We start from the raw sequence: 21,917 nt of genomic DNA, 5'->3' as shown, positions 1-21,917 counted from the left end.
GAGGACACTTGATGACCCGATCGCAAACCGACGGCGACGCTGCGAGCGTTGTGGCATCCGCCCTTGAGCAGCCGGCAGGCCGCGAAAGTGGCGGGAGCACCGGCGTCCTTGCATGGCTGGGTGCGCTGCTGCCCGGTCTGGCGTTGGCGGTGGGTCTGGCCGTGCTTGCAACGCTGGCGCAGCGCCTGATCGGGGTTGCGGCGCTCAGCCCGCTGTTCCTGGCAATCATTGCCGGAATGCTGATCGGCAACGGGTTGCGTCCCGGACCGCAGGTGCGGCCGGGAATCGATTTTTCGCTCAAACGCATCTTGCGCGGCGCAATCATTTTGCTGGGTTTCCAGCTGACATTGAGCCAGATCGCCGCCATCGGCTGGCAGGGTGTGCTGCTCGTTGTCGTGTGTCTTGCCGCCACCTTCGTGTTCACCAAATGGGCCGGCCGTTGCCTCGGGGTGAGCCGTGAATTGTCCGAGCTGATTGCCGCCGGCACCGCGGTGTGCGGCGCCTCGGCGGTCATTGCCACCAACACGGTGACGCGCGGCAAGGATGAGGAGGTCGCTTACGCCATTGCCTGCGTGACGGTGTTCGGCTCGATCATGATGGTGGTGCTGCCGTTGGCCGGGACAGCGCTTGCCATGGCCCCGGAAACCTACGGGCTGTGGAGCGGCGCCGTGATCCATGAAGTTGCGCAGGTTGTCGCCGCGGCGTTCCAGGGCGGCGACAGCGCCGGCGAGGCGGGCACCGTGGCGAAACTGAGCCGGGTTATCCTGCTCGGCCCGCTGGTGATCGTGCTCGGCATGCTGGCGTCCCGCCGGGCGCGTCGCGCCGCGGCGGCAGATCAGGGCGGCAAGGCATCCGCGCCGTTGCCTTATTTCGTGTTCGCGTTCCTCGCCGTGGTCGTCCTCAACAGCGTGATCGATTTTTCCGACGAGACACACGCGGTGCTGCGTACCGTGACGACCTTCGGGCTGACCGTGGCCCTCGCAGCCATGGGTCTGGTGACCGATTTCGGCAAGCTGCGCGCCAAGGGCGTGCGGCCGATGGTGCTCGGCGCCCTCGCATCCCTGTTCATTGCAGCGCTCGGCCTGACACTGCTCGTGCTGCTACCGTAAGGGCAGGGGCATGAGCCACGCTGTTGCCGAAGCGCCAAGCGGAACCGAAACCCCCTTTGCGCCGTTGATCCTGCTCGCACAGCGCCCCGGAAATCGTATGCCGGAGCCGTTCGGGCCTTTTGGTCGTCAGCACAAGCAAGAGCATCGCATGGATCTCATCCGCATCATCATCGCCATTTTCCTGCCGCCGCTCGGCGTCTTTCTGCAGGAAGGGTTCGGCAAACATTTCTGGCTGAACATCCTTCTCACCCTGCTTGGTTACATTCCGGGAATCGTCCATGCTGTCTGGATCATCGCGAAACGCTGAGATTGCCCGGCTGCAACGCCTGGCCAACAGCATGGACACGGCATTTCGCGTGCCCGGCACCGGGTTCCGGTTCGGCTGGGACGGCTTGCTCGGTCTCATTCCCGGTATCGGCGACGCCGCCTCGCTGGCGCCCTCGGCGTGGATCCTGTGGCGCGCTCACCGGATCGGCGCGCCGGCGCGTCTGCTGACGCGCATGGGCGTGAATGTTGCCGTCGACACGGCGATTGGCACGGTGCCTTTGATCGGCGATCTCTTCGACATCGGTTTCAAGGCCAACCGGCGCAATGTCGCGCTGCTGCGGAATCATTTCGGCGAGGATATCGACGAGACCGATACGGCCTGAGCTCTATTTCCGCCCGCAGAAAGAAGGGCCGCCTGATGGCGACCCTTCTGTCAGAGGCGATGTCGCTTACTCTCCGATCGGCGATTGCGTGTCGATCTTCGAGAAGATTTCCTCGTGCAGGAGACGCTCGTAGGTCTCCTTGTCGGTCCCGTTTTCGGCGAGCAGACCGCGCCATTTTTCAGCCAGCCGGTCGAGTTCGTCGGAGATGGCCTGCGGGTCCTTGATGCCCATTTCGGTGCCCTTGTCGATGATGTTCGGACGGTAATCTTTCTTGAAGTCTTCAACGAAGGCAGCAAATTCAGGATCGGCATTATAGAACTTGGTGCCGGTCTTGGTGTACTCCTCGATGATCTTCTTGTCCTCTTCGATGTAGTTGAAGATCGCTCCGGTCACCATGGCTGGCAGATTATCGGTGATCGCCTTGCGTTCGTCCGGCGTCAGATCGTTCCACTTGGGAATGCGCAGGTTGAAGGTCGAGGCGCCGAGATAGCCGCCGAGGGGGTCGAGAATGACAAATTTCGCGGCTTCGCCATAGGAGCGCGCCTTCTGTGCGGCAACGGAATGCAGCGCACATTCGAGAATGCCGCGATCGAGCGCTTCATAGGCCTCATCGGGGCTGACATTGACCGGAACGGCTTCCAAGGCACGGGCGAGGTCGCCATAGGCGGCGATGCCGCGCACTCTCTTGCCCTTGAAGTCCTCGAGCTTGGTCAGCTCCGAACGGCAATGATAGACGTAAGGGGTCAGGGCGTAGGATGCCAGGTAACGGGTGTTGAACTTGGCGTATTCCTCGGTGCACTCAGGGCAGTTGAAGAGAACGAGTTCGTTGAGCGCAGCGGTCATGACAAGCGGCTCGCTGTTCCACAGGCTGAACTGCGCCAGATAATTGTCGACCGGCATTTCGGACGGGATGTAGGCACCGACGAAATAGCCGGCGTCGGCAACGCCGTCGCGCACGCCGCCGGGAATGTCTCGGCCTGACAGCAGGGAGCCGCCGACATGGCTTTCGACCGTCAGACTGCCATTGGTGTCCTCTTCGATGGCCTTGAAAAATTCCGTGAGGACGGGGTTGGTGATGTGCTGCGGGCTGAGATAGCTGGCATAGACGATCTTCTTGGTGTTCTGCGCCAGAGCGTGGGTGGCCGCAAGCGTGGTCAGGCCGAGAGCGGCCCCGATCAGTTTGGTCTTCATAGTCTCCTCCTTTGGTGATCAATCAGTGCGTTGAACTGCCTCTTACTTGAGCAGATTTGGAATGAAGAGCGCGATGTCGGGGAAGGCGATGAGCAAGGCCAGCGTCACCAGATCGGCGGCGATGAACCACATGACGCCCTTGAAGATCTTCTCGAGTGGAACCGTGTCGCCGACGACCGATTTGATGATGAAGCAGTTGAGCCCCACCGGCGGCGTGACGAGCCCGATCTCGAGATACTTGATGAGGATGACGCCGAACCAGATCAGATCCATGTTCATCGATGCCATCACCGGCAACAGGATCGGAATGGTCAGCAGCATGATGCCGATGGAATCGAGGAACATGCCGAGCACGATGTAAATTAGCGAGATGCCGAGCATGAAGACGATCCAGTTGACCGACATCGCCTCGACCAGTTCGGAGAGGTAGAAAGGCAGGCCGCTGAAGGCCATGAAGCGCGACAGCAGGAAGCCGCCCATGGCGATGAACAGGATGGTTGCCGTTCCTTTCAGGGCGTCAAAGACCGACTGCAGGAAAATATGCGGGGTCAATTGCCGGCGCAGGGCGGCGATCAGCGTGATCATGAAGGCGCCGCCGGCGGCAGCCTCCGTGGCGGTAAAGACGCCGGAATACATGGTCCCGATGACGGCAAGAACGAGAACGGGCAGCGGCCAGATCTCCAGGAGCGAGCTAAAACGGTCACGCCAGCTGACGCGTTCGTCAGCGGCGACCGGCGCCAGTTTCGGATTGAGCCAGCAGCGGGCGACAATAAGCAGGGTGAACATCAGCGCCGAGAGCAGGCCGGGCAGGATGCCGGCGAGCAGCGCCCGACTGACCGAGACTTCGGCGAAAATGGCATAAAGCACCATCAGGATGCTTGGCGGGATCAGCGAACCGAGCGTACCGGCCACCGCGACAGAACCGGTGGCGATGCCCGGATCATAGCGGTATTTCAGCATCTCCGGGATGGCGATGCGGCCCATGGCGGCCGATGTGGCGATGCTAGATCCGGAGGCCGCGGCGAAACCGGCGCAGGCCATGGTGCTGGCCACCGCAAGGCCGCCGGGCAAGCGAAGCAGCCACAAACGCGCCGCCTTGTACAGGCTTTCGGTCAGGCCGGCATGATAGGCGATGCTGCCCATCAGCAGGAACATCGGAATTGCAGACAGAGTCCAGTGGGCGATGAAATTGTAAGGCTGTTCGGCCAACACGGCAAATGCGGCGTGGGGGCCACGGATGACACCGACACCAACCACCGAGACACCGGCAAGGGCAATGGCGATCGGGACCCGCAGCGCAAGCAGGATAAGCAGGATGAGGAGGCCGACCGCGCCAACCGCGACTGGTGTCATGTCAGTGTTTCCCTGGCGTGAGGCCGAAGATGCTTTCGAGCCGCCGTGCTTCGCTTCCGCGACGTTCGGCGGCTTGCTCTGGGGTCTGGCCGCCGGCGGCGGTGTAAAGGTCGTCGAGTGCCTGCAGCAGTGCGACGACGGCAAGCAGGCCGACGCCGGAGACGACGAACCAGCGCGTCGGCCATGTCTCGACGAGGATCGCACCGATGACGAATTCACCGGCGCGCGTCATGGCAATGGCCTTCCAGCCGGCGGCAAAGGCGAAGTAACCGGCGGCACCGGCAATCACGAGGGCGACCACCCCATCAATGGCATGCACGACCCGCGGCGGCAGACCGCCAGTGAACAGTTCGATGATGACGTGACCGCGCAGGCACTGGATGTAGGCCAGCGGCAGAAAGGTGACGGCGACCATGTAATAGAAGGAGACAAACTCGGTCGTGCCCGGCGCCGAGGAGGCAAAAAAGGTTCTCAAAACCGCATCGACTATGATGTGAACCATCATCAGCACCATTGCCACCGCCCCGACCAGGGTGATGACGACGCTGAGAAGGCCCGCGAGACGTCTCGCAATTGCCATTTAGTCCTCCCCGACCTGCGGCTGCATGTTTCGTAACCCCCGCAGCAGGCCAATCGGACCATTCGACAGGTCGACCTCTGTGTCAAGAATTTTTGGGATACTTTTACGAAATTGTCGCAAAAATAAGTGGTGCAATTTTTGAGCTTCCGCTTGTTGGCAGGCCAAAGCCGTCACGCCTGGCTGGCGTTCAGGCGTGCGAGGCGGGCTCGAATGTTCTGCTCGGCCGCTTCGCTCATGGCGATCTCGAAATCGACCTCAACGCAGCGCGTCGTCAGCCGGGCAATGTCGGCGAGCAGATGCTCCGGGTCCTTGGCCAGACGCTGCGCCAATTCGCTTGCCGCGGCATCCGCATCTTTGCTCGTCGTGTCGGCGACAAGGCCCATAGCAAAGGCAGCCGCCGCGTCGAGCCGCCGCGCCGTCGCCAGCAGCCCGTAGGCCCGGCGCGTCCCGACCCGATCGACCAGACCGGGAGCGACGAGCGCGGGCATGATGCCTTGGCCAATTTCCGGATAACCGAAGACTGCGTCTTCGGCGGCAACAGCGAGATGGGCGACCGTGACCAGCCCGCAGCCGGCACCGAGGGCATAGCCCTGGACGCCGGCGACGACGGGCAGACGCGACTTGCGGATGCTCAGGAAAGCGTCGTGCATGGCCATTGCATGGCCGCGGATGTGTGCCTCATCGCGCAGCGTCGCAAGCGCCGTGCGGTCGGCGCCGGCACAGAAGGCGCGACCGGCACCGGTCAGCACAATGGCCCGCGCCTGCGGGTCGGCATTGGCTGTGTCGATTGCGTCCTTGAGCTCGGTGAGCATGGCGATGGTCAGGGCATTGAGCTTGTCCGGCCGGTTCAGGGTCACGCGGCGGATGGCTCCGTCCGACTGGTACAGGGTCGCTGTCATGAGATTGCCTTCGCCGGTTGCAGATCGGTCGTTCCGGCATTCATTTCCGGCTGAGCAAGACAGTGGCGGGCGGCGGTCCGTCCGCCGATAAGACATTCGGCAAGGTTGCCGCCGCTCATGTAGAGATGACCAAAGAGGCTGCCCAGTTCCCCGGCGGCGTAAAGGCCGGGGATGGAGTCGCCAAAGGGATCGAGCACCCGCTGATGCACGTCATGCACCGGGCCGCCCTGGGTGTTGATGACGATCGGGCCGACGCGGCCGAAATAATAGGGCGGTTCGGCAATCGGCATCATGGTTGAGGGCAGGCGTCCGTGATCGGCGTCAATCCCGGCGGAAACGGCGTCATTCCAGCGCGCCACGGTCTGGCGCAGCTCATCGGCCGGCACCGCCATCTTCCTGGCCAGTTCATCGAGGGATCCGGCGGGTTCGAATATGCCGTTCTCGACTTCCTGCAGGTTGTCGGCACTCCATTGGTAGCGCGGGTGGCAGTCGTTGTGCACAGCACGCCCCAGGGGGTACATTTTCCGCCCCGCCTCATCGAAGATCATGAAGGCCGGATTGCGCGGAAAACCCTGCTGTTCAAAATCGTAGTGGTCGAAGGGGCGGACGCCGGCGTCACCGGGATAGGGCGGGTACTCGTTCATGAAGCGCCGACCCTTCTGGTCGACGACGATCCAGGCCAGGCGTGGCAGTTTCTTGCTCTCGGCTGCAGCGGATCTGCCGGACGCAGGTGCCTCGACACCGAGCGTCGAGAGACTGTCCGTATGTCCCGGGGTCCACATCGGCACCGCTTTGAGAAACAGCCCGAACGGATAATCCGGATCGCTGTGATGCAGACCGTAGGGGCCGTGATAGTGCCACATGTGCCACAAATCGGCGCCCACCGCCTGGGCCATGCGAATGCCATCGCCGGTATTGCCGAGAAACGCGCCGGGCATCACTGGATCAGCCTGCAGAAATTGCCGCTGCATGGCGCGGTCGGCCTCAAAGCCGCCGCAGGTCAGTATGACGCCGGCGGTGGCCCGAATGGCGGTTTGCCGCCCCGCGATGAGGGCGCGAACGCCGATGACACGGCCGTTTCGGTCACGCAGCAGGCGCTCGACCGGCGCCTCAAGTTGCACCTCGGCACCGGAGCGGATGACATCGTCCTCAAGCACCTTGAACAGGCGGACGCCGTTCTTGACCGGGCTCATCGCGTGATAGGCCTCGGCTCCCTCGAGCGATGGGACATGCGTGATCTCGCAATAGCCAAGGCTCTCAAAGCCAGGAAGCGGGTAATTGCCGAGGGCCGGCGAGACGGATGCCGTGGCGCCGCTCTTTTCTGCCAGTTGCTGGAGGTGACCGGCGATTGTTGTCATGCCGTCGGCCAGCACGCGCAACAGATCGTCGGGGGTGCGGCCGCCGCAGGTTGCCTGTAGATAGGCAAAGGCGGCATCGGCGTCGGTTGCAATACGAATGCCGCCAGCTGAGGCGATCGACAAGCCGCCGGGGAACGGCATCTTTTCCAAAAGCAGAGTGTGGGCCCCGGTACTGGCGGCTTCAGCAGCGGCGACAGCGCCGGCGGCGCCATAGCCAACGACGATGACATCGACCTCGCGGTCGAACAAGCCGACCTCATCGGCCTGATCGAGAGCGGTCACGGGTCGATTCTCTGCTTGAAGCCGAAGCGCTGCGCCGGACAGGCGCGGTCAAGCGTGTCGCAAATCACCCGGCGCGTCTCGGCCGGCTGGATGATGTCATCGATCAGTCCGGCTTCGGCGGCGCGATAGCCTTCCGCTTCGCTTTCGGCCTGCTCAAGCAAAGAGCGGCGCAGGGCGGCGGGGTCTTCAGCGGCGGCGATGGCCTTGCCATGCACCAGTTCGACGCCGGCGGCCGTGCCCATCACGTCGAACTGCGCGGTCGGCCAGCCGACGATGGTGTCAGGCTGCATCGCCTTTCCGCCCAAAGCGAGATAGGCGAGGCCTATGGCCTTGCGGATTACGATGGTGACGATCGGTACGTCAGCGGCGATGACGCTGTTGAGCAGACGGCTGGCAAGCGAGACCATGCGCTGGCGCTCGATGTCGGGACCGACGATGAAACCGGGACAATCGGTGAGAAAGACCAACGGAATATGGAAGGCGTTGCACAGATCGACGAAGCGGCGCGCCTTGTTGGCGGCCTTGTCATCGAGCGCACCGGCCCATTTCATCGGGTTGTTGGCGATGATGCCGACGCAGCGGCCTTCAATTCGCGCCAGCACGGTGAGAATATTCGGCCCATAAGTTTCTGCAAATGGAAAGGCCGTGCCACTATCGCAGATCAGGTCAACCAGGCGCCGCATCGGATAGGCGCGGCGTCCGTTCTCCGACACCAGCGCGCTGATTTCGCGCTGGCCCGCCTCGGTCTCGACCGGCGCCGCCTCGGGGGCGAAGCGGGGCGGCGGCGCGTCGCAATTGTCAGGCAGAAACGAGAGGAACTGGCGGATGGCGCGCAGGCATTCGCGGTCGTCCTGGCCGACATGATGCGCCTGGCCGGTGACTTCCGCCGACATCGTGGCGCCGCCGATCTCCTCGGGGGTCACCGTCTGGCCGATGCCGACCTTGACCACCTTGGGTCCGGACATGCCCATGAAACCGTTGCCGGCGGCGATGGTGACGAAGTCCGATTGCGCGGCGGTGAATGAGGGGCCGCCGAAACATCCGCCGAGGATCGCGGCAATCTGCGGTACCTTGCCCGAGAGCAGGAAATGCTCGCGAAAGCGCTGGCCGATACCGGCGGCGAAGGCCCCATTGTTTTCCTGAAAGCGGCCGGCACCGGCTTCCATCAAGGCGATGAAAGGTCGCTTGTGGCGCAAGGCGAGTTCGCGCAGCCGGGCGGTCTTTGCCTCGGCAACCCGTCCGCGCGTGCCGCCCAGAACGCTGGCATCCTCGGATGTGACATAGACCTTGCGGCCATCAATTTCACCGCTGCCGGCGATCAGGCCATCGGCGGGGGTGCGTTCGCGCAGCTCCTCGCGCTGGCTGCGACCGAGCAGGCCGAGTTCGGTGAAGGTGCCGGGATCGAGGAGAATGTCGAGGCGGGCGCGCGCATCGAGCTTGCCGGCCTCCGCCAGCCGCTGCCGCGCAGCTTGTGAACCCATGGCGCGCGCGGCGTTGCGGCGTTGTTCGAGATCATTGATCTTGTCGTTGTCCATATGCGGCCTGCTGCGCGAGACTGGGGGAGGGCATGCGGTAGAGGGTTCAGCCGGCGCCCATCGGCACGATGTCCGACGGCAGATCGCGCACAGCCGCATAGCCGCCATTGAAGTAAAGAAGGGGATCGCCTTCGCCGTGGCATTTCACCGCGACGACACGGCCGATGAAGACCATGTGCGAGCCGGCTTCGATGGTATTGACCACTTCACAGTCGAAATTCACAAGCGCATTATTGATCGAAGGCGCGCCAGTCGAGAGGGTGCGCCAATCAAGTCCCTCAAAACGGCGATGGCCGTTCTGCTTCATGAATTGCTGGGCGAGATCATATTGGCCGCCGCGCAGAACATTGATGCAGAAATGTCCGGAATCGTTGATAGCCGCGAACGAATTGGCATTCCTGTTGATACAGGCAAGAAGCATCGGAGGCTCGGCACTGACCGAGCAGACCGCCGTGGCGAGCAGGCCGCATGGTTTGTCACCGTTAAGGCTCGAAACGATATTCACGGCGGCCGCCAAGTGCCGCATTCCGAACCTGAAATCGTCTGGATCCACCATGATCGCGCCGTTCCTCCCCACCGGATCGCCGTGCGCCGGCGTTTGGCATTGATATAATATTTATTGACACAATAAGAGTTGCAATTCAACCAAAAATTGGCATCAATGTGGCGCAGGACGGGCTGCAGGGAGGATCGCGCCGCATGGATTTCCAGTTCACCGAACGACAGCAGGAGCTGGTTGCAGCCGCGCGTGAGGTCGGCGAAAAAAAGCTCCTGCCGCGTGTTGAAGAGACGATGTCGGTCGAGAAGCTGGCGCATTTGCGCGGCCTGATGGCCGAACAGGGGCTTTTAGGGCTCAATCTGCCGGAAGCCTATGGCGGTCTCGGCCTGCCGCTGCTCGACACCTTGCTGGTCACCCAGGCCTTGCAGATCGTCGCGCCGATCCTTGGCGGCATCGCGCATCGTAGTTCGACCGGTGCTGTCGGGGCGATTGCGGAATACGGCACCGACGATCAGCGAGAACGATTCGTGCGCCCGTCCTGCGCTGGCGAGATCGGCATCTCGATCGGCATCACCGAACCGGAAGCGGGATCGGCGGCGACGGCGATGACGACGCGGGCGGTGGTCGAGGGCGACGAGGTTGTGCTCAATGGCCGCAAGCAGTTCGTCTCATTTGTCAATTACAACCAATACACGCTGGTCTACTGCCGCTTCGGCACGACCGGCCGCGGCGCGGATATTGGCGCCGTCATCGTGCCGCATGACGCACCCGGCTTCAGCCATTCCTCGGGCACGCTGAACATGGCGGATGAATTGCTGTTCGAGCTCTATTTCGACGATTGCCGCGTGCCGGTTGAAAATGTGCTGATCGACGGTGGCGCCTTCGGCAAACTGATCAGCGTCTACAATGCCGAGCGGCTGGGCAGCATTGCGCGGATGATCGGTTCGGCGGAAGCCGCATTCGATTATGCGCTGGGTTATTCCAAGCAGCGCAAGCAGTTCAACCGCGAGATCAGCGATTTTCAGGGAATCCAGTGGATGCTGGCGGATATGCGCGTCAAGCTCGATGCGGCCAAGATGCTCTGCTATCGCGCCGCGGGCAATGCCGGGGCGACGGGATTGCCGAACCCGACGGAGACGTCGATTGCCAAGGTGTTTACTGCCAAGGCAGCCAAGGAAATCTGTGATGATGCCATCCAGATCCTCGGCGCCAATGGCTACACCAAGGAATATCCGCTGGCGCACCGCTATGCGGAGGTGCGTGGTGGCTCGATCTACGGCGGCAGCATGCAGATCCACAAGAACATGATCGCCGCGGCGCTGCTCGAGCGCCGCATCAGCCAGTGGAAACGGGATTGATGCGCGAAGATCCAAACCCCATCGACCGGTCGTTGATCGGCAGTGCCAGCGCTCCCTTCCTGGTGACTGTAGAACGTGGCGCGATCGTCAAATTCGCGCGTGCCATCGGGGACTCCAATCCGTTGTTCAGCGATGCGGCCTTCGCGCAACAGCACGGTCACGCCGATGTGGTGGCGCCGCCCACCTTTCCGGTCAGCTTTTTGCCGCCGGAAGAGCCGGCGTGGTGGACGTCGATCGACCGCAAGCGCATTCTCGCCGGTGAGCAATCGTTTCGCTATACCCGGCCGATCGTTGCCGGCGATGTCATTGCTTGCCAGATCCACTTTGTGGAGGTCATCGAGAAGAAGGGACGGTCCGGCTCGATGCAACTGATCGTCCAGGAGAACCGCGGCAACGATGCGGATAGCGGCGAAGCGGTATTCACGCATCGCCGTGTTGCAGTGTATCGCGGTCTCGATCACAAGATGGCGCAGCAGTGAGCCGGCCGGCATGAAAGCTGAGCGACTGCAGTCCTTGCTGGCGGCGCCTGAGGGGCAATGGCCGCGGCGCGATTGGGCGCTTCTCGATATTCGCGAGCAGGGCGAGGCGCATGCCGGGCATATTTACAGCGCCACGTTCCTGCCACGCCGGCTCATCGAGTTTCGCATCGCCGAGACGGTGCCGCGCCGCACCTTGCAGATCGTCATCTATGACAGCGGCGAGCACCCGGTTTTCGGCGCGGACCTCAGGGCAGAGCTGGCGCGGCAGACCCTGATTGACTGCGGCTATGTGAATGTCAGCGTGCTCGAAGGCGGGTTTTCAGCATGGGTGGCGGCCGGTGGCAGCGTTGCGACCGGCTCGAATGTGCCGAGCAAGCTATTCGGCGAACGGGTCCTCGAAGAGGATGCGGTCCCGTCTCTGTCGGCCCCAGAGCTCGCCGAAGCGCTCAGCGACGGCAAGGCGATCGGCATTTGCGACGTGCGAACGGCGCCGGAATTTGTCGATCACCATCTGCCGCGGGCGCGCTCGACGCCGGGTTTCGACCTGGCGCCGCTGCTTGACGATCTGACGCGTCAGCATGCGCGCCTCGTTCTCAGTTGCGCCGGGCGAACACGCTCGATCATTGCGACGGCGACGGCGCGGCAGTTGGGATTTGAGAACGTGCTGGCGCTGGAAAACGGCACCATGGGCTGGCGGCTGGCCGGGTATGGCACCGAAGCCGGGGCGTCATTGTCTGAAACCGCTGATGAAGCCGTATCCGGACAAAAGACGAGCGAGGTGCAGGGCGGCCACACCATTGTCGCGCGGGCTGAAGATCTGGCGCGCGAGGCCGGGGCTAGACCGGTCGATGTGGCGCAGCTGGCGGTGCTGCTGTGCTCCCGCGAGGAACAGCCTTACATTCTCGACATGCGGGCGCTTGAGGCTTATCGCGCCGGGCATATCCCTGGCGCCATCGCTCTGCCCGGCGGACAGGCGATCCAGCGCACCGACGATTTTCTCGCCGTTCCGGGGCACCCGGTGGTGCTGGTCGATGACGGTCGCGGGCAGGCGGCGCTCGGCGGTTACTGGCTGCGGCGCATGGGTTTTACCGATGTCGCCTGGCTGGCTGGCGGTTACCCTGCCTGGGCGCGGGACGCGCGACCGTCGGCCTGCGGCCGCCCAAAACGAAGCCGCATTGATCTCGAAGAGCTCCGTGACAGCGTTGCACGCCTGACACCGGAAGAGCTGCTTGGCAGGTTCGAGAGCGACACCGCTGAGATTGCGATCCTCGACACGCGCACCAGCCGCGAATATGCCAAGGCGCATCTGGCCGGCGCCAGTTGGGTGCCGCGCGGATGGCTCGAAACCTATCTGCAGACCGCCGATATCAGCGCGCGCCGGAGCATTTGTCTCGTTGCGCGGGATGAGGAGCAGGCGCTTCTCGCAGCGCGGCAGTTGCAGGTGAACGGGGCGCAGAATGTTGCCGTGCTTTCGGGGCAGGCCAAATGCTGGGCGGCTGCCGGGCTGCCGGTGGAAACCGGTGGGCCGGCGCCGTCGCCATTCTTGCCCGATGTGGTCGAACCGCCCTATTCCAAGGGGCTGGCGGAAATGCGCGACTATCTCGACTGGGAAATCAAGCTGCATGAATTGTAACCCAAATTTGCGGAGATTGACACGTAAATTGTATCAATTTATGCAACTACATTGGTATTCGGGCGGAGCAGGGAGATCGGCATGATCGGAATTACCGGGTTTGGCGCCTATGTGCCGCGGCTGCGCCTGACACGTCAGCAGATCGCCGATGGCCAGCCGGGCGGCGCGCGCGGCAAGACGATTGCGGGCGAGCGCGCGATCTGCAACTGGGATGAGGACGCCATCACTCTGGCGGTCGAGGCGGCGCGTGACTGCCTGCAGGAGCGCAATTGCCTTACCGGGATCACACTCGCATCGACAACGGCACCATTTGCCGACCGCCAGAATGCCGGCATCGTCGCGGCGGCGCTTGACCTCGATGAGGACCTGCAATCGATGGATGTCGGCGGCGCGCAGCGCGCCGGAACGACGGCGCTGATCACTGCCCTGCGCTCGGGGTGCGAGGGCGGCGAGCGGCTGGTGGTTGCCAGCGAGCACCGGGTGACGCGTGCCGGCGCGCCGCATGAGGTCCGTTTTGGCGATGGGGCAGCGGCCCTGTCCATCGGAGCAACGGATGTCATCGCAGAATTGCGGGCGGCGGAAACGCGCACGGTCGACTTTGTCGACCATTTCCGGGCGGCGGATGCCGCCCAGGATTACTATTGGGAGGAGCGCTGGATTCGCGATGAAGGCGTGATGAAAATCGTGCCGCCGGTTGTCGAAGCGGCGCTGGCACAGGCGGACATGGCGGCGGGCGATATCGACCATGTGATCCTGCCATCGCCGGTTCCAGGGGTCGGCGCCAGGCTGGCGGCGCAGCTCGAATTTCAGGAAGCGGCACTGGCGGAGACTTTCGACAAGACAATCGGCGACACAGGCGCTGCGCATCCTCTGCTGCGTCTGGCCGCCGTATTGTCGCGCGCCAGGGCGGGCGAGAAGATCCTGCTGGCTGCGTTCGGGCAGGGCACCGATGTGCTGATCCTTGAGACGACGGCGGCGATCGGCACGCGCCAGCCGCGGCTTGGTGTTACCGGTGCTCTGGCGCAGCGGCGGCCGATCAGCGATTACGCCAAATATCTGTCGTTCGCCGGTCTGATCGATCGCGAGCTGGGCATGCGGGCGGAGGGCGACAACAAGACGGCGCTGACGCAGCTTTACCGGCGGCGTGACCTCATTCTCGGGCTGGTCGGCGGCGAATGCGAAAAATGCGGCACGCGGCAGTTGCCGCGCAGCCGCTATTGCGTCAATCCGAAGTGCAACGCGCTGGACACGCAGAAACCGTTTGCCTTTGCCGATGTGCCGGCGCGCGTTCTGACATGGTCGGCGGACCATCTGTCGTTCACGCCCGATCCACCGTCCTATTACGGCCTGATCGCCTTCGAGGGCGGCGGGCGGATGTTCGCCAATTTTGCCGAGGTGGATGCGGGAGCTGTGGATGTCGGATCGGTGATGCGCATGGCGTTCCGGGTCAAGGAGCATGACCGGAAGCGCAATTTCCGGCGGTATTTCTGGAAAGCGGTCCCCGATGGCGGTTCGCAGGGCAAGGAGCAGTAGCATGGCGCGCGGGATCAAGGACAAGGTCGTCATCCTCGGCATGGGCTGTTCGAAGTTCGGCGAACGCTGGGATTGCGACGCCGAAGACCTGATGGTCGAGGCCTACAGCGAATGCATCGCCGATGCCGGTATCGCGACGGCGCAGATCGATGCGGCCTGGCTGGCGACCGCCAAGGAGGAACTGCATTCGGGCAAGGGCGGGTTGCCGCTGTCATTTGCATTGCGGCTGCCGAACATTCCGGTCACGCGGGTCGAGAATTTCTGCGCCAGCGGCTCGGAAGCGTTGCGCGGGGCGGCCTATGCGGTGGCCTCCGGCGCCTGCGACATCGCCCTGGCGCTGGGCGTCGAGAAACTGAAGGACACCGGCTATGGCGGCCTGCCTGAGGCCAGCCGCGGCGTTCTCAACATGATGTGGTGGGCGAATTATTCAGCTCCCGGCGCCTTTGCGCAACTGGCGTCGGCCTATCGCGTCAAACATGGCATCGACACGGATGAGCTTAAACGCGCCATGGCGCATGTGTCAGTGAAGAGCCATGAGAATGGCGCCTTGAACGAGAAGGCGCACTTGCGCAACCGGATCACAGAGGAGCGGGTCATCAATGCCAACATGATCGCCGAGCCGCTTGGCGTATTTGATTGTTGCGGCGTCAGTGACGGGGCCGCCTGCGCCATCGTAACGACACCGGAAATTGCCAAAAGCCTGGGCAAAACCGATCTGGTGTCGATCAAGGCGATGCAGCTTTCGGTGTCCAACGGCACGGAATCGGGGTTCAGCGATTGGGACGGCAGCCATTTTCATACGGCACGCATCGCCAGCCGCCGCGCCTATGAGGAGGCTGGCGTCAGCGATCCGCGCCGGCAAATCAGTCTCGCCGAGGTGCATGACTGTTTCTCGATTACCGAACTGGTGACCATGGAGGATTTGTTTCTGTCGGAAGAAGGCAAGGCTTGGCGCGACGTGCTCGACGGCTTTTACGACGCGGATGGCGGCCTGCCGTGCCAGATCGATGGGGGGCTCAAATGCTTCGGTCATCCGATCGGCGCGTCCGGACTACGGATGATCTATGAGATGTATCTGCAATTGCATGGCCGGGCCGGCGCACGCCAGGTCAAAGACCCGTCGCTCGGGCTCACGCACAATCTCGGCGGCGCCCCGCATCAGAATGTCTGTTCGGTGGCCATCGTCGGCCACCTCTTGGGTCCCGGATATTAGACCGTCAGGGACGGCGACAAACGCTGGCTGAACAGGCGCTTGAGCTTATCGATGCCGTCATTGACGAGTTCGGGCCGCCGCAGATGATTGATCGCGATGCGGATCGCCTGGGGTGGTGTGCCGCTGGCCGTATGGTTTTCCGACGGTACGACGGAGATTCCGATCTGCCTTGCGGCATCGCAGAACTCACGCGATGTCCAGTGCGAGGGCAATTCAATCCATATGAAGGAAGCCGCCGGATTGCTGCGATGCGGCACGTCGCCGAGCGCCTTGCGAGCGATGGCATGCGCGTGCTCGAGCTTTTCGAAATGCAGGGTGGCCAGCTTGTCGGCGGCGCCGGAATTGATCAGGCTCGCCGCGACCTCGCCGACTAGCGGCGAATTGGCGAGGGTCATGGCATGCATGGTATTGACGATACGATCGTAAAACTGACCGGGGCAGGCGATATAGGCGGCGCGCACCGCCGGGCTGACGCTCTTTGACAAGCCGGTCATGTAAATAGTGTGGGACGGCGCCAATGTGGCGATCGGCGCCGGACGCTTGGTCAGACCGCCAACGCAAGAATCATCCTCGATAACGGTCAGGTCATACCTGATCGCCAGGTCCGCGATCCGCCGGCGACGCGCCGGGGGCATGCTGGCACCGGTCGGGTTGTGCACCGTCGGTTGCAGGTAGAGAAGCCGTGACGGACTGTCGGCAATTGCGCGTTCCAAAGCTTCCGGAACGAGTCCGGATTCATCAACCTCAATGCCGCGCAGTTTCTTGCGCAGGACAACGCTGAGCGCCTTCATCCCCGAATAGGTGATCTTCTCACACAGGACCTCGTCATCATCGCCGTCGAGAAGTGCCAGTAGCACCGCCATCAGTCCTTGCTGGGTGCCGTTGCAGATCAGAACCCGGTCGGCCGAGGCGTCAAAGCCGGAGCGGCTGATCCAAGTGGCGCCGGCGGCGCAATGGGTCGGGAAACCGGCGGCTGGCGGGTAGCGATTCATCGGCATCAGGGCGGTGCAGTTGGCCACCTCCTGCAAGGCTGTCGACAGTGCACCGGACAGCCCCTGGGCGTTGGCAGCGAACAGCGCAAAATCGATTGTTCCCGGCTGCAGAGACGGCAGATAGCTCGGCTGGCCGTCGCCTTCGGAATTACCGCGCACGAAGGTGCCGCGGCCAACCTCGCCGCTGACCAGGCGGCGCTCGCGGACAATCTTGTAGGCGCGGCCGACGGTGCCGACCGTGACATTCAGTTCACGCGCCAGGTTGCGTTGCGGCGGCAATTGCGCACCGGGCGGCAGCGCACCGCTATCGATCGCCTCGTTGATTGCGCGCGCTAAAGCGAGATAACGCGGGCCATCAAGGCGGGAGAGATCAGGAACCCACATTTGTGAAGCCTCCGGGATTATTGGGCGCTTTTTCGCCGCTGCTAATTGTGTTAATTGAGTGGGTATAATAGGGTAACATTATGAGGCATTCTCAAAATTGTGTCGGTTTTCTCCCACGGCGTGCTGTGAGGCGGGAGTTTAGGCCATTGTCATTCTCCGCACACCATCAGAGTCGCTGGGTGCAATTGGTACAATATCAGGGTGAGGGCCAAGGCGCCAGCCGCGCAACACGCCTGGCGGTAGCCTCCGGTTGCGGAACCCGTGGTCGCGACAGGAGGTCGACGGACATATGTCCAATCCGTTTCTAGGCAAAACCTATGGCGAGAGCATCGCCGAGCTGGCAACGAAATATGCGCATCGGGACGCCCTGGTGTTTCGCGACACGCGGTATTCGTATCGGCACATGAAGCGGGAGGCCGATGCCTATTCGGCGCGCCTTGCGGCACTGGGGTTGCGGCAAGGCGACCATGTTTCGATCCTGTTGCCGAACCGGCCGGAATTTCTCTGGGCCTGGCTGGGCGCGGCGCAGATGGGGCTGGTCGTGGTGATGATCAACACCCGGCTGAAGCGCGATGAAATTGCCTATCAGCTGGCGCAATCGGACAGCAAGGCGGTAATCGTGCCCGGCGCCGGGGCGTTCCGCGATTTTCTCGGCGAATTGTCGGAACTGGCACCGGCTCTGCGCAGCGGAACAGCCGGGACGCTGCAGAGCGAGCGGCTGCCGGAACTGCGCTGGGTCATCGCGCTTGACACGGTACCAGAAGACTATCGCGGCGCCACCGACTGGTCTCGGCCGCCGACCGAACGGCACGAAGCGCCGGCTATGGTCGAGGATGTCGAAACGCCCGGCATCATCGGCTATTCGTCCGGCACGACGGCCTTGCCGAAAGGCGCTCTGATCAGCCACCAGGTATGGCGCAAAGCGTGGGATATCGGCACGCCGGTCGACTTTACCGAAAACGACTGCCTGTACATGGCGATCCCGCTGTTCGGGTCGATGGCGACGATGAACGGGGCGCTACCGATCTGGGTCCGGGGCGGCAAGGTCGTACTCGGCGAGCAATTCGATGCGGCGGCTTGTCTGGCGGCGATCGAGCGCGAAAAGGTGACGGTGATCCATCTGCTGCCGCCCATAGTGCGGGCTCTGCTGGATGACGCTGCGTTTGATCGCCACGATCGATCGTCGCTGCGCGTCGGCTACGTGCTGAGCGTCGATCCGGATGTTCTCAACGCGGTCAGTGACGGGCTCGGCATACCCGGCATGATGACCGGCTATGGCATGACCGAGACGACGACGGTTCTGACGCGCAATCGCTGGGATGATCCGCGCGATGTGCGGCATACCACACAAGGCAAGCCGCTGCCGGACATCGAGGTGCGGATCATCGATCCCGAGAGCCGACGGGAGATGCCTGTTGATCAGCCGGGAGAGATCTGGGCGCGGGGCTATTGCAACATGCTCGGCTACTACAAGAAACCTGAGGAGACGGCGCGCGCGCTGACCAAGGACGGCTGGCTGCGCACCGGTGATGTTGGCCACATGCGCGCGGATGGACGACTGGTCTACATCGGCCGGCTGGGCGACGGCTACAAGTCGCGCGGCTTCAATGTCTCGCCGGCGGAAATTGAATACGCCATCAACAGCCACCCGGAAGTGGCGATCAGCGCCGTGGTCGGCATTCCGTGGCCGGGAGAGAATGACATCGGTATCGCCTATGTGGTGCTCAAGGAGGGCTGCGAGGTGGACAGTGCTGCGCTGCTCGACCGTCTGCGCGGGCAGTTGGCGAGCTACAAGCTGCCTCATCACCTGTTCCTGGTGGATGAATTGCCCATGACCTCGGGGACCGGCAAGATCCAGAAATTCAAGCTGAAGGAGGACGCCCTGGTCCGCCTGGGCGTAGACGTTCCGCCGGTTGCGGCGGCGCGTGCGGGATCATGAGTGCTCCTCGCACGGATCTGGCAGAAGGGCCGGACACGCAGACTGGCGAAGCGGCCACGGCAGAGGCCGGACTGGTGATGTGCGATGAGCCGCGGCCGCGTCTGCGACGCATTGTCCTCAACCAACCGGCAAAGCGCAATGCGCTGAGCCCGGATCTGCGCGAAGCCCTGCTCGCTGCGTTGCATGAGGCGGGGCGCGACGCCGATGTGCGGGTGATCATTCTGTCTGGAAGCAATGGTCACTTCTGCGCTGGCGGTGACCTTGCCTCCCTGTCGGGTGTGGAGGCGGGCGAAATGCGCCAGCGTATCGCTGCCGGGCACGCCGTCGTGCGGGCCATCGCCACCTGCGGCAAGCCGGTCGTTGCTGCCGTTGAAGGCTATGCAATGGGCGCGGGCGCCGGGCTCGCTCTGGCCGCCGATGTCATCCTCATGGGCGCCGGCGCGAGAATAGGGTTTCCTTTCGTCAAAGTTGGACTCGGCCCCGACTTCGGAGTCAGCCACTTCCTGCCTCGCCGGGTGGGCGCGGCGCGGGCGCAGCGTCTGCTGATGCGCGGCGAAGCTGTCGGTGGTGCAGCGGCGATGGCGTATGGACTCGCCGATGAGCTGGCCGAGGATGGTCAAGTGGCGGAGCGGGCCGTGGAAATCGGCAGCGAGTTCCTCGCCCTACCGGCCGCGACTCTGGGTCTGATCAAGGCCCAATTCAGCAAGAGCGAGGCGCTTGCAATGCAGGCCGCGTTTGACTGCGAAATCGCGCAACAGGCGCTGAGCATCGTCGGGCCTGCCTTTCGCGAGGGATCGGATGCTTTTCTGCAAAAGCGCCGCGCGAATTTTGCCAATCTCTAAATGTCGGACACTTGGCTCGCGCCGCCAAACCATTCGCGCTAGCCTCAGCGGCGAATGTGCGGAGGCGTCATGCTAGATATTCTTTCCCTGTTTTCGGTGCTGGCGGCTTTTTCTGTCGCTGCGGCATCGCCCGGGCCCGCCACGCTGGCGCTGGCCACCGTTGCGATGGCGGATGGTCGGCGGCGCGGGCTGATCTATGGCGCCGGCCTTGCGGCCGGCCTGTGGTTCTGGGGCGTCGTTGCGGCGACCGGTCTCGGAGCGGTGTTGCAAGCCTCGAGCGGCGCGCTCATTGCCCTGAAGATCTTTGGCAGTCTGTATCTTTTCTGGCTGGCGCTGCAGGCCGCACGCAGCTCGCTTGCGCCTGCGGTGGAGCAGCTGGGCGCCGTGCCCGTCGGGGCGCTGTTTACCCGCGGCCTCATTCTCAATCTGTCCAACCCGAAGGCGGTCATCGCCTGGATGGCCGCATTGGCAATGGGTCTTGGCAGCCGCGGTGGCCTGGAAGAGTTGATGGTGACAACGCTCGCCTGCATGGTGCTCGGGGGCTGGATCTATGCCGGCTATGCGTTGGTGTTCTCACTACGGGGCGCGATGGCCGGCTATCGGCGCTGGCGTCGATGGATTTCGGGGCTCGCGGCGGGCTTGTTTGCCATCGCAGGTCTTGGTCTCGTCCGGTCGGCATCCTAGCTTCGGACGCGCTGTTCGCGCACGCGTGAATAGACTGCAGCGATGCCGGCGAAGACGATCGCCACCACGATGAACAGCGTGCGGTAGCCGGTCAGCGAGGCGGTGGCACCGGGTGGCGCCGGAAAGGCTGCGACCAGCGCGGCTGACAGGCTTTGATTGACGAAGACGCCGGTGATGGCAATCAGGCCAATGACGGCCACCGACCGGCCGGAGAATTCGCGCGGAAAGAGGCTCTGGGCATGGGCAATGACCACGACGAAATAGGTCGAGAAGGTGATGGAGGCGCTACAGGCGGCGATGGCGATCAGCGGTGACTGCTGGCCCCAGAACGCCAAAGCGAGAAAGGAAGCGGCGACGGTCAGCGCGCCGCCGATGACGACCGGGCGGCGGCGGCCGATCTTTGCTTCGATCGGTCCGTAAGCCAGCACACCAATGCTCATTCCGACCATCATGATGGTCAGCGCATATCCGCGGTCGACGGCATTGAGCCGGTGGATGTCGGCGAGATAGGGGCCGGCCCAGAGGCCGACGAGAAGCTGTGTCGGCGTGTAGAGAAAGGGAGAAATCAGCAGCAGCGGTCGGATTTCACGGTTGCGAAAGACCTGGCGCATGCCGCGCATGATATCGGCGAGTCGCGGGTATGCGGGGTTGTCGGTGTCGGTGGCGCGGCGTGGTGGGCCGTCGCGTACCAGCAGCGGCAGGCTGGCGGCGGCCATCAAGGTCAGGACGCCGAGCGCGGCGTAAACCGGGCGCCAGCCATAGGATTCAATGGCAAGGGACAGGGGGCCAGTGCCAACGATGCCTCCGAGCATGCCAACAAAAAGAAAACGTCCGGTCAGGGTGGAAAGGCGGGCATTGCCGGCCCAGCGCACGAAAAAGCTGATGCTGCCATTGAGCGCCGGAGCGAAGCCGATGCCGATCAGCACTCGCCCGACCATGACGCCTTGCCAGGTGCCAGCGAGCGCTACCATCAGGCTTCCGAGCGCTGCCAGCAGGCCGAATCCGGCCAGTGTGCGCCGCGTGCCGAAGCGATCAAGCACGATGCCACCGGGCACCTGGCCCAGTCCCTGGGCAATGAACATGGCACCGATCAGCGGGCCGATCAGCGCCGGCGACAGGGCGAATTCATCGACGAAGACGATCGACATCACACCCCCCGAGGAGCGGTGCAGCTGACCGATGGAAAATAGTACGACCAGCAGCGCAAAGCCGATCAGAAATCCCGAACGGGCGCCGGGCAAAGGCGGCGTTGCGCCGCCGGCATCGGAGGGCGATTGCCGCGTGGGTTCGGTAGGTGCGGCATTCTGCGGGGAAGGCTCTTTGGTTGTCACTAAGGCACCAACTGCGCGGGCGCGAAACACGGCTCGCCTGATTTAAGGGCTACAAAACCAACTTATTGTTCCG

The 21,917-nt window shown here is 63.3% G+C and carries 20 protein-coding genes; 11 read left to right on the top strand and 9 right to left on the bottom strand.

The features are described from left to right. Positions 1 to 11: 11 nt before the first annotated feature. The 3 genes from KY465_RS00860 (at position 12) to KY465_RS00850 (ending at position 1,759) form a co-directional block, all read left to right on the top strand. Positions 12 to 1,109, top strand: coding sequence for a YeiH family protein (locus tag KY465_RS00860; RefSeq protein ID WP_219157465.1), 1,098 nt, complete (start codon positions 12 to 14; stop codon positions 1,107 to 1,109). Positions 1,110 to 1,257: 148 nt separating this feature from the next. Then, positions 1,258 to 1,416 (top strand): YqaE/Pmp3 family membrane protein, encoded by a 159-nt coding sequence (locus KY465_RS00855; protein ID WP_219200702.1) that lies wholly within the window; start codon positions 1,258 to 1,260, stop codon positions 1,414 to 1,416. Continuing rightward, positions 1,388 to 1,759, top strand: coding sequence for a DUF4112 domain-containing protein (locus KY465_RS00850; protein WP_219157462.1), 372 nt, complete (start codon positions 1,388 to 1,390; stop codon positions 1,757 to 1,759). Before KY465_RS00855 ends, KY465_RS00850 begins: the two co-directional genes overlap by 29 nt. Before the next feature lie 66 nt (positions 1,760 to 1,825). Here KY465_RS00850 and KY465_RS00845 read toward each other — a convergent pair whose 3' ends face one another. The 7 genes from KY465_RS00845 to KY465_RS00815 form a co-directional block, all read right to left on the bottom strand. After that, positions 1,826 to 2,950 (bottom strand): C4-dicarboxylate TRAP transporter substrate-binding protein, encoded by a 1,125-nt coding sequence (locus KY465_RS00845; protein WP_219157459.1) that lies wholly within the window; start codon positions 2,948 to 2,950, stop codon positions 1,826 to 1,828. Between the two features lie 42 nt (positions 2,951 to 2,992). Next, positions 2,993 to 4,303, bottom strand: a complete 1,311-nt coding sequence (locus KY465_RS00840) for a TRAP transporter large permease (protein ID WP_219157456.1) — start codon at positions 4,301 to 4,303, stop codon at positions 2,993 to 2,995. 1 nt (position 4,304) lies between these two features. Next, the gene (locus tag KY465_RS00835; RefSeq protein ID WP_219157453.1) at positions 4,305 to 4,883 is read right to left on the bottom strand and encodes a TRAP transporter small permease subunit; all 579 of its coding nucleotides are present in this window, start codon (positions 4,881 to 4,883) and stop codon (positions 4,305 to 4,307) included. A 170-nt stretch (positions 4,884 to 5,053) separates the two neighbouring features. Then, positions 5,054 to 5,782 carry an enoyl-CoA hydratase/isomerase family protein gene (locus KY465_RS00830; protein ID WP_219157450.1) on the bottom strand — a complete coding sequence of 243 codons (729 nt, stop codon included), beginning with the start codon at positions 5,780 to 5,782 and terminating at the stop codon, positions 5,054 to 5,056. Then, positions 5,779 to 7,422 carry an FAD-dependent oxidoreductase gene (locus KY465_RS00825; protein ID WP_219157447.1) on the bottom strand — a complete coding sequence of 548 codons (1,644 nt, stop codon included), beginning with the start codon at positions 7,420 to 7,422 and terminating at the stop codon, positions 5,779 to 5,781. Before KY465_RS00825 ends, KY465_RS00830 begins: the two co-directional genes overlap by 4 nt. Then, on the bottom strand, positions 7,419 to 8,957 hold the full coding sequence (locus KY465_RS00820) for an acyl-CoA carboxylase subunit beta (RefSeq protein WP_219157444.1): 1,539 nt from the start codon (positions 8,955 to 8,957) through the stop codon (positions 7,419 to 7,421). The genes KY465_RS00825 and KY465_RS00820 overlap by 4 nt, the downstream gene beginning before the upstream one ends. 46 nt (positions 8,958 to 9,003) lie before the next feature. After that, the gene (locus KY465_RS00815) at positions 9,004 to 9,483 is read right to left on the bottom strand and encodes a flavin reductase family protein (RefSeq protein WP_255561451.1); all 480 of its coding nucleotides are present in this window, start codon (positions 9,481 to 9,483) and stop codon (positions 9,004 to 9,006) included. A 173-nt stretch (positions 9,484 to 9,656) separates the two neighbouring features. On the opposite strand from KY465_RS00815, the gene KY465_RS00810 reads away from it, so the two are divergent. The 5 genes from KY465_RS00810 to KY465_RS00790 all read left to right on the top strand — a co-directional run bounded on the left by KY465_RS00810 (position 9,657) and on the right by KY465_RS00790 (position 15,672). Continuing rightward, positions 9,657 to 10,814: an acyl-CoA dehydrogenase family protein gene (locus KY465_RS00810; protein ID WP_219157438.1), complete on the top strand. Its 1,158-nt coding sequence runs from the start codon at positions 9,657 to 9,659 to the stop codon at positions 10,812 to 10,814. After that, positions 10,814 to 11,293, top strand: a complete 480-nt coding sequence (locus tag KY465_RS00805) for an FAS1-like dehydratase domain-containing protein (RefSeq protein ID WP_219157435.1) — start codon at positions 10,814 to 10,816, stop codon at positions 11,291 to 11,293. Before KY465_RS00810 ends, KY465_RS00805 begins: the two co-directional genes overlap by 1 nt. A gap of 10 nt (positions 11,294 to 11,303) precedes the next feature. Continuing rightward, positions 11,304 to 12,926 (top strand): rhodanese-like domain-containing protein, encoded by a 1,623-nt coding sequence (locus KY465_RS00800; RefSeq protein WP_219157432.1) that lies wholly within the window; start codon positions 11,304 to 11,306, stop codon positions 12,924 to 12,926. Positions 12,927 to 13,007: 81 nt separating this feature from the next. Next, on the top strand, positions 13,008 to 14,459 hold the full coding sequence (locus KY465_RS00795; protein WP_219157429.1) for an OB-fold domain-containing protein: 1,452 nt from the start codon (positions 13,008 to 13,010) through the stop codon (positions 14,457 to 14,459). 1 nt (position 14,460) lies between these two features. Further along, the gene (locus KY465_RS00790) at positions 14,461 to 15,672 is read left to right on the top strand and encodes an acetyl-CoA acetyltransferase (RefSeq protein ID WP_219157425.1); all 1,212 of its coding nucleotides are present in this window, start codon (positions 14,461 to 14,463) and stop codon (positions 15,670 to 15,672) included. On the opposite strand, the gene KY465_RS00785 is transcribed toward KY465_RS00790, so the two are convergent. Further along, positions 15,669 to 17,048, bottom strand: coding sequence for an aminotransferase-like domain-containing protein (locus KY465_RS00785; protein ID WP_219157422.1), 1,380 nt, complete (start codon positions 17,046 to 17,048; stop codon positions 15,669 to 15,671). The genes KY465_RS00790 and KY465_RS00785 overlap by 4 nt on opposite strands. Before the next feature lie 289 nt (positions 17,049 to 17,337). Between KY465_RS00785 and KY465_RS00780 the strand changes: the two genes are divergently transcribed. The 3 genes from KY465_RS00780 (at position 17,338) to KY465_RS00770 (ending at position 20,513) form a co-directional block, all read left to right on the top strand. Continuing rightward, a complete protein-coding gene (locus tag KY465_RS00780) occupies positions 17,338 to 18,987 on the top strand; it encodes a class I adenylate-forming enzyme family protein (protein WP_219157419.1) in 1,650 nt (549 codons plus the stop codon). Continuing rightward, positions 18,984 to 19,829, top strand: coding sequence for an enoyl-CoA hydratase/isomerase family protein (locus tag KY465_RS00775; protein WP_219157416.1), 846 nt, complete (start codon positions 18,984 to 18,986; stop codon positions 19,827 to 19,829). Before KY465_RS00780 ends, KY465_RS00775 begins: the two co-directional genes overlap by 4 nt. A gap of 69 nt (positions 19,830 to 19,898) precedes the next feature. Beyond that, positions 19,899 to 20,513: a LysE family translocator gene (locus tag KY465_RS00770; protein ID WP_219157413.1), complete on the top strand. Its 615-nt coding sequence runs from the start codon at positions 19,899 to 19,901 to the stop codon at positions 20,511 to 20,513. Here the strand turns inward: KY465_RS00770 and KY465_RS00765 are convergent. Further along, the gene (locus tag KY465_RS00765; protein ID WP_219157411.1) at positions 20,510 to 21,844 is read right to left on the bottom strand and encodes an MFS transporter; all 1,335 of its coding nucleotides are present in this window, start codon (positions 21,842 to 21,844) and stop codon (positions 20,510 to 20,512) included. The two genes, KY465_RS00770 and KY465_RS00765, sit on opposite strands and share 4 nt — an antisense overlap. Positions 21,845 to 21,917 lie beyond the last annotated feature (73 nt).

The organism is Neohoeflea coraliihabitans, from assembly GCF_019334345.1.
GTDB lineage: Bacteria > Pseudomonadota > Alphaproteobacteria > Rhizobiales > Rhizobiaceae > Pseudohoeflea > Pseudohoeflea coraliihabitans.
Note: the sequence above shows the minus strand (reverse complement) of the source record. Positions and strands in the feature narration are given on the sequence as shown.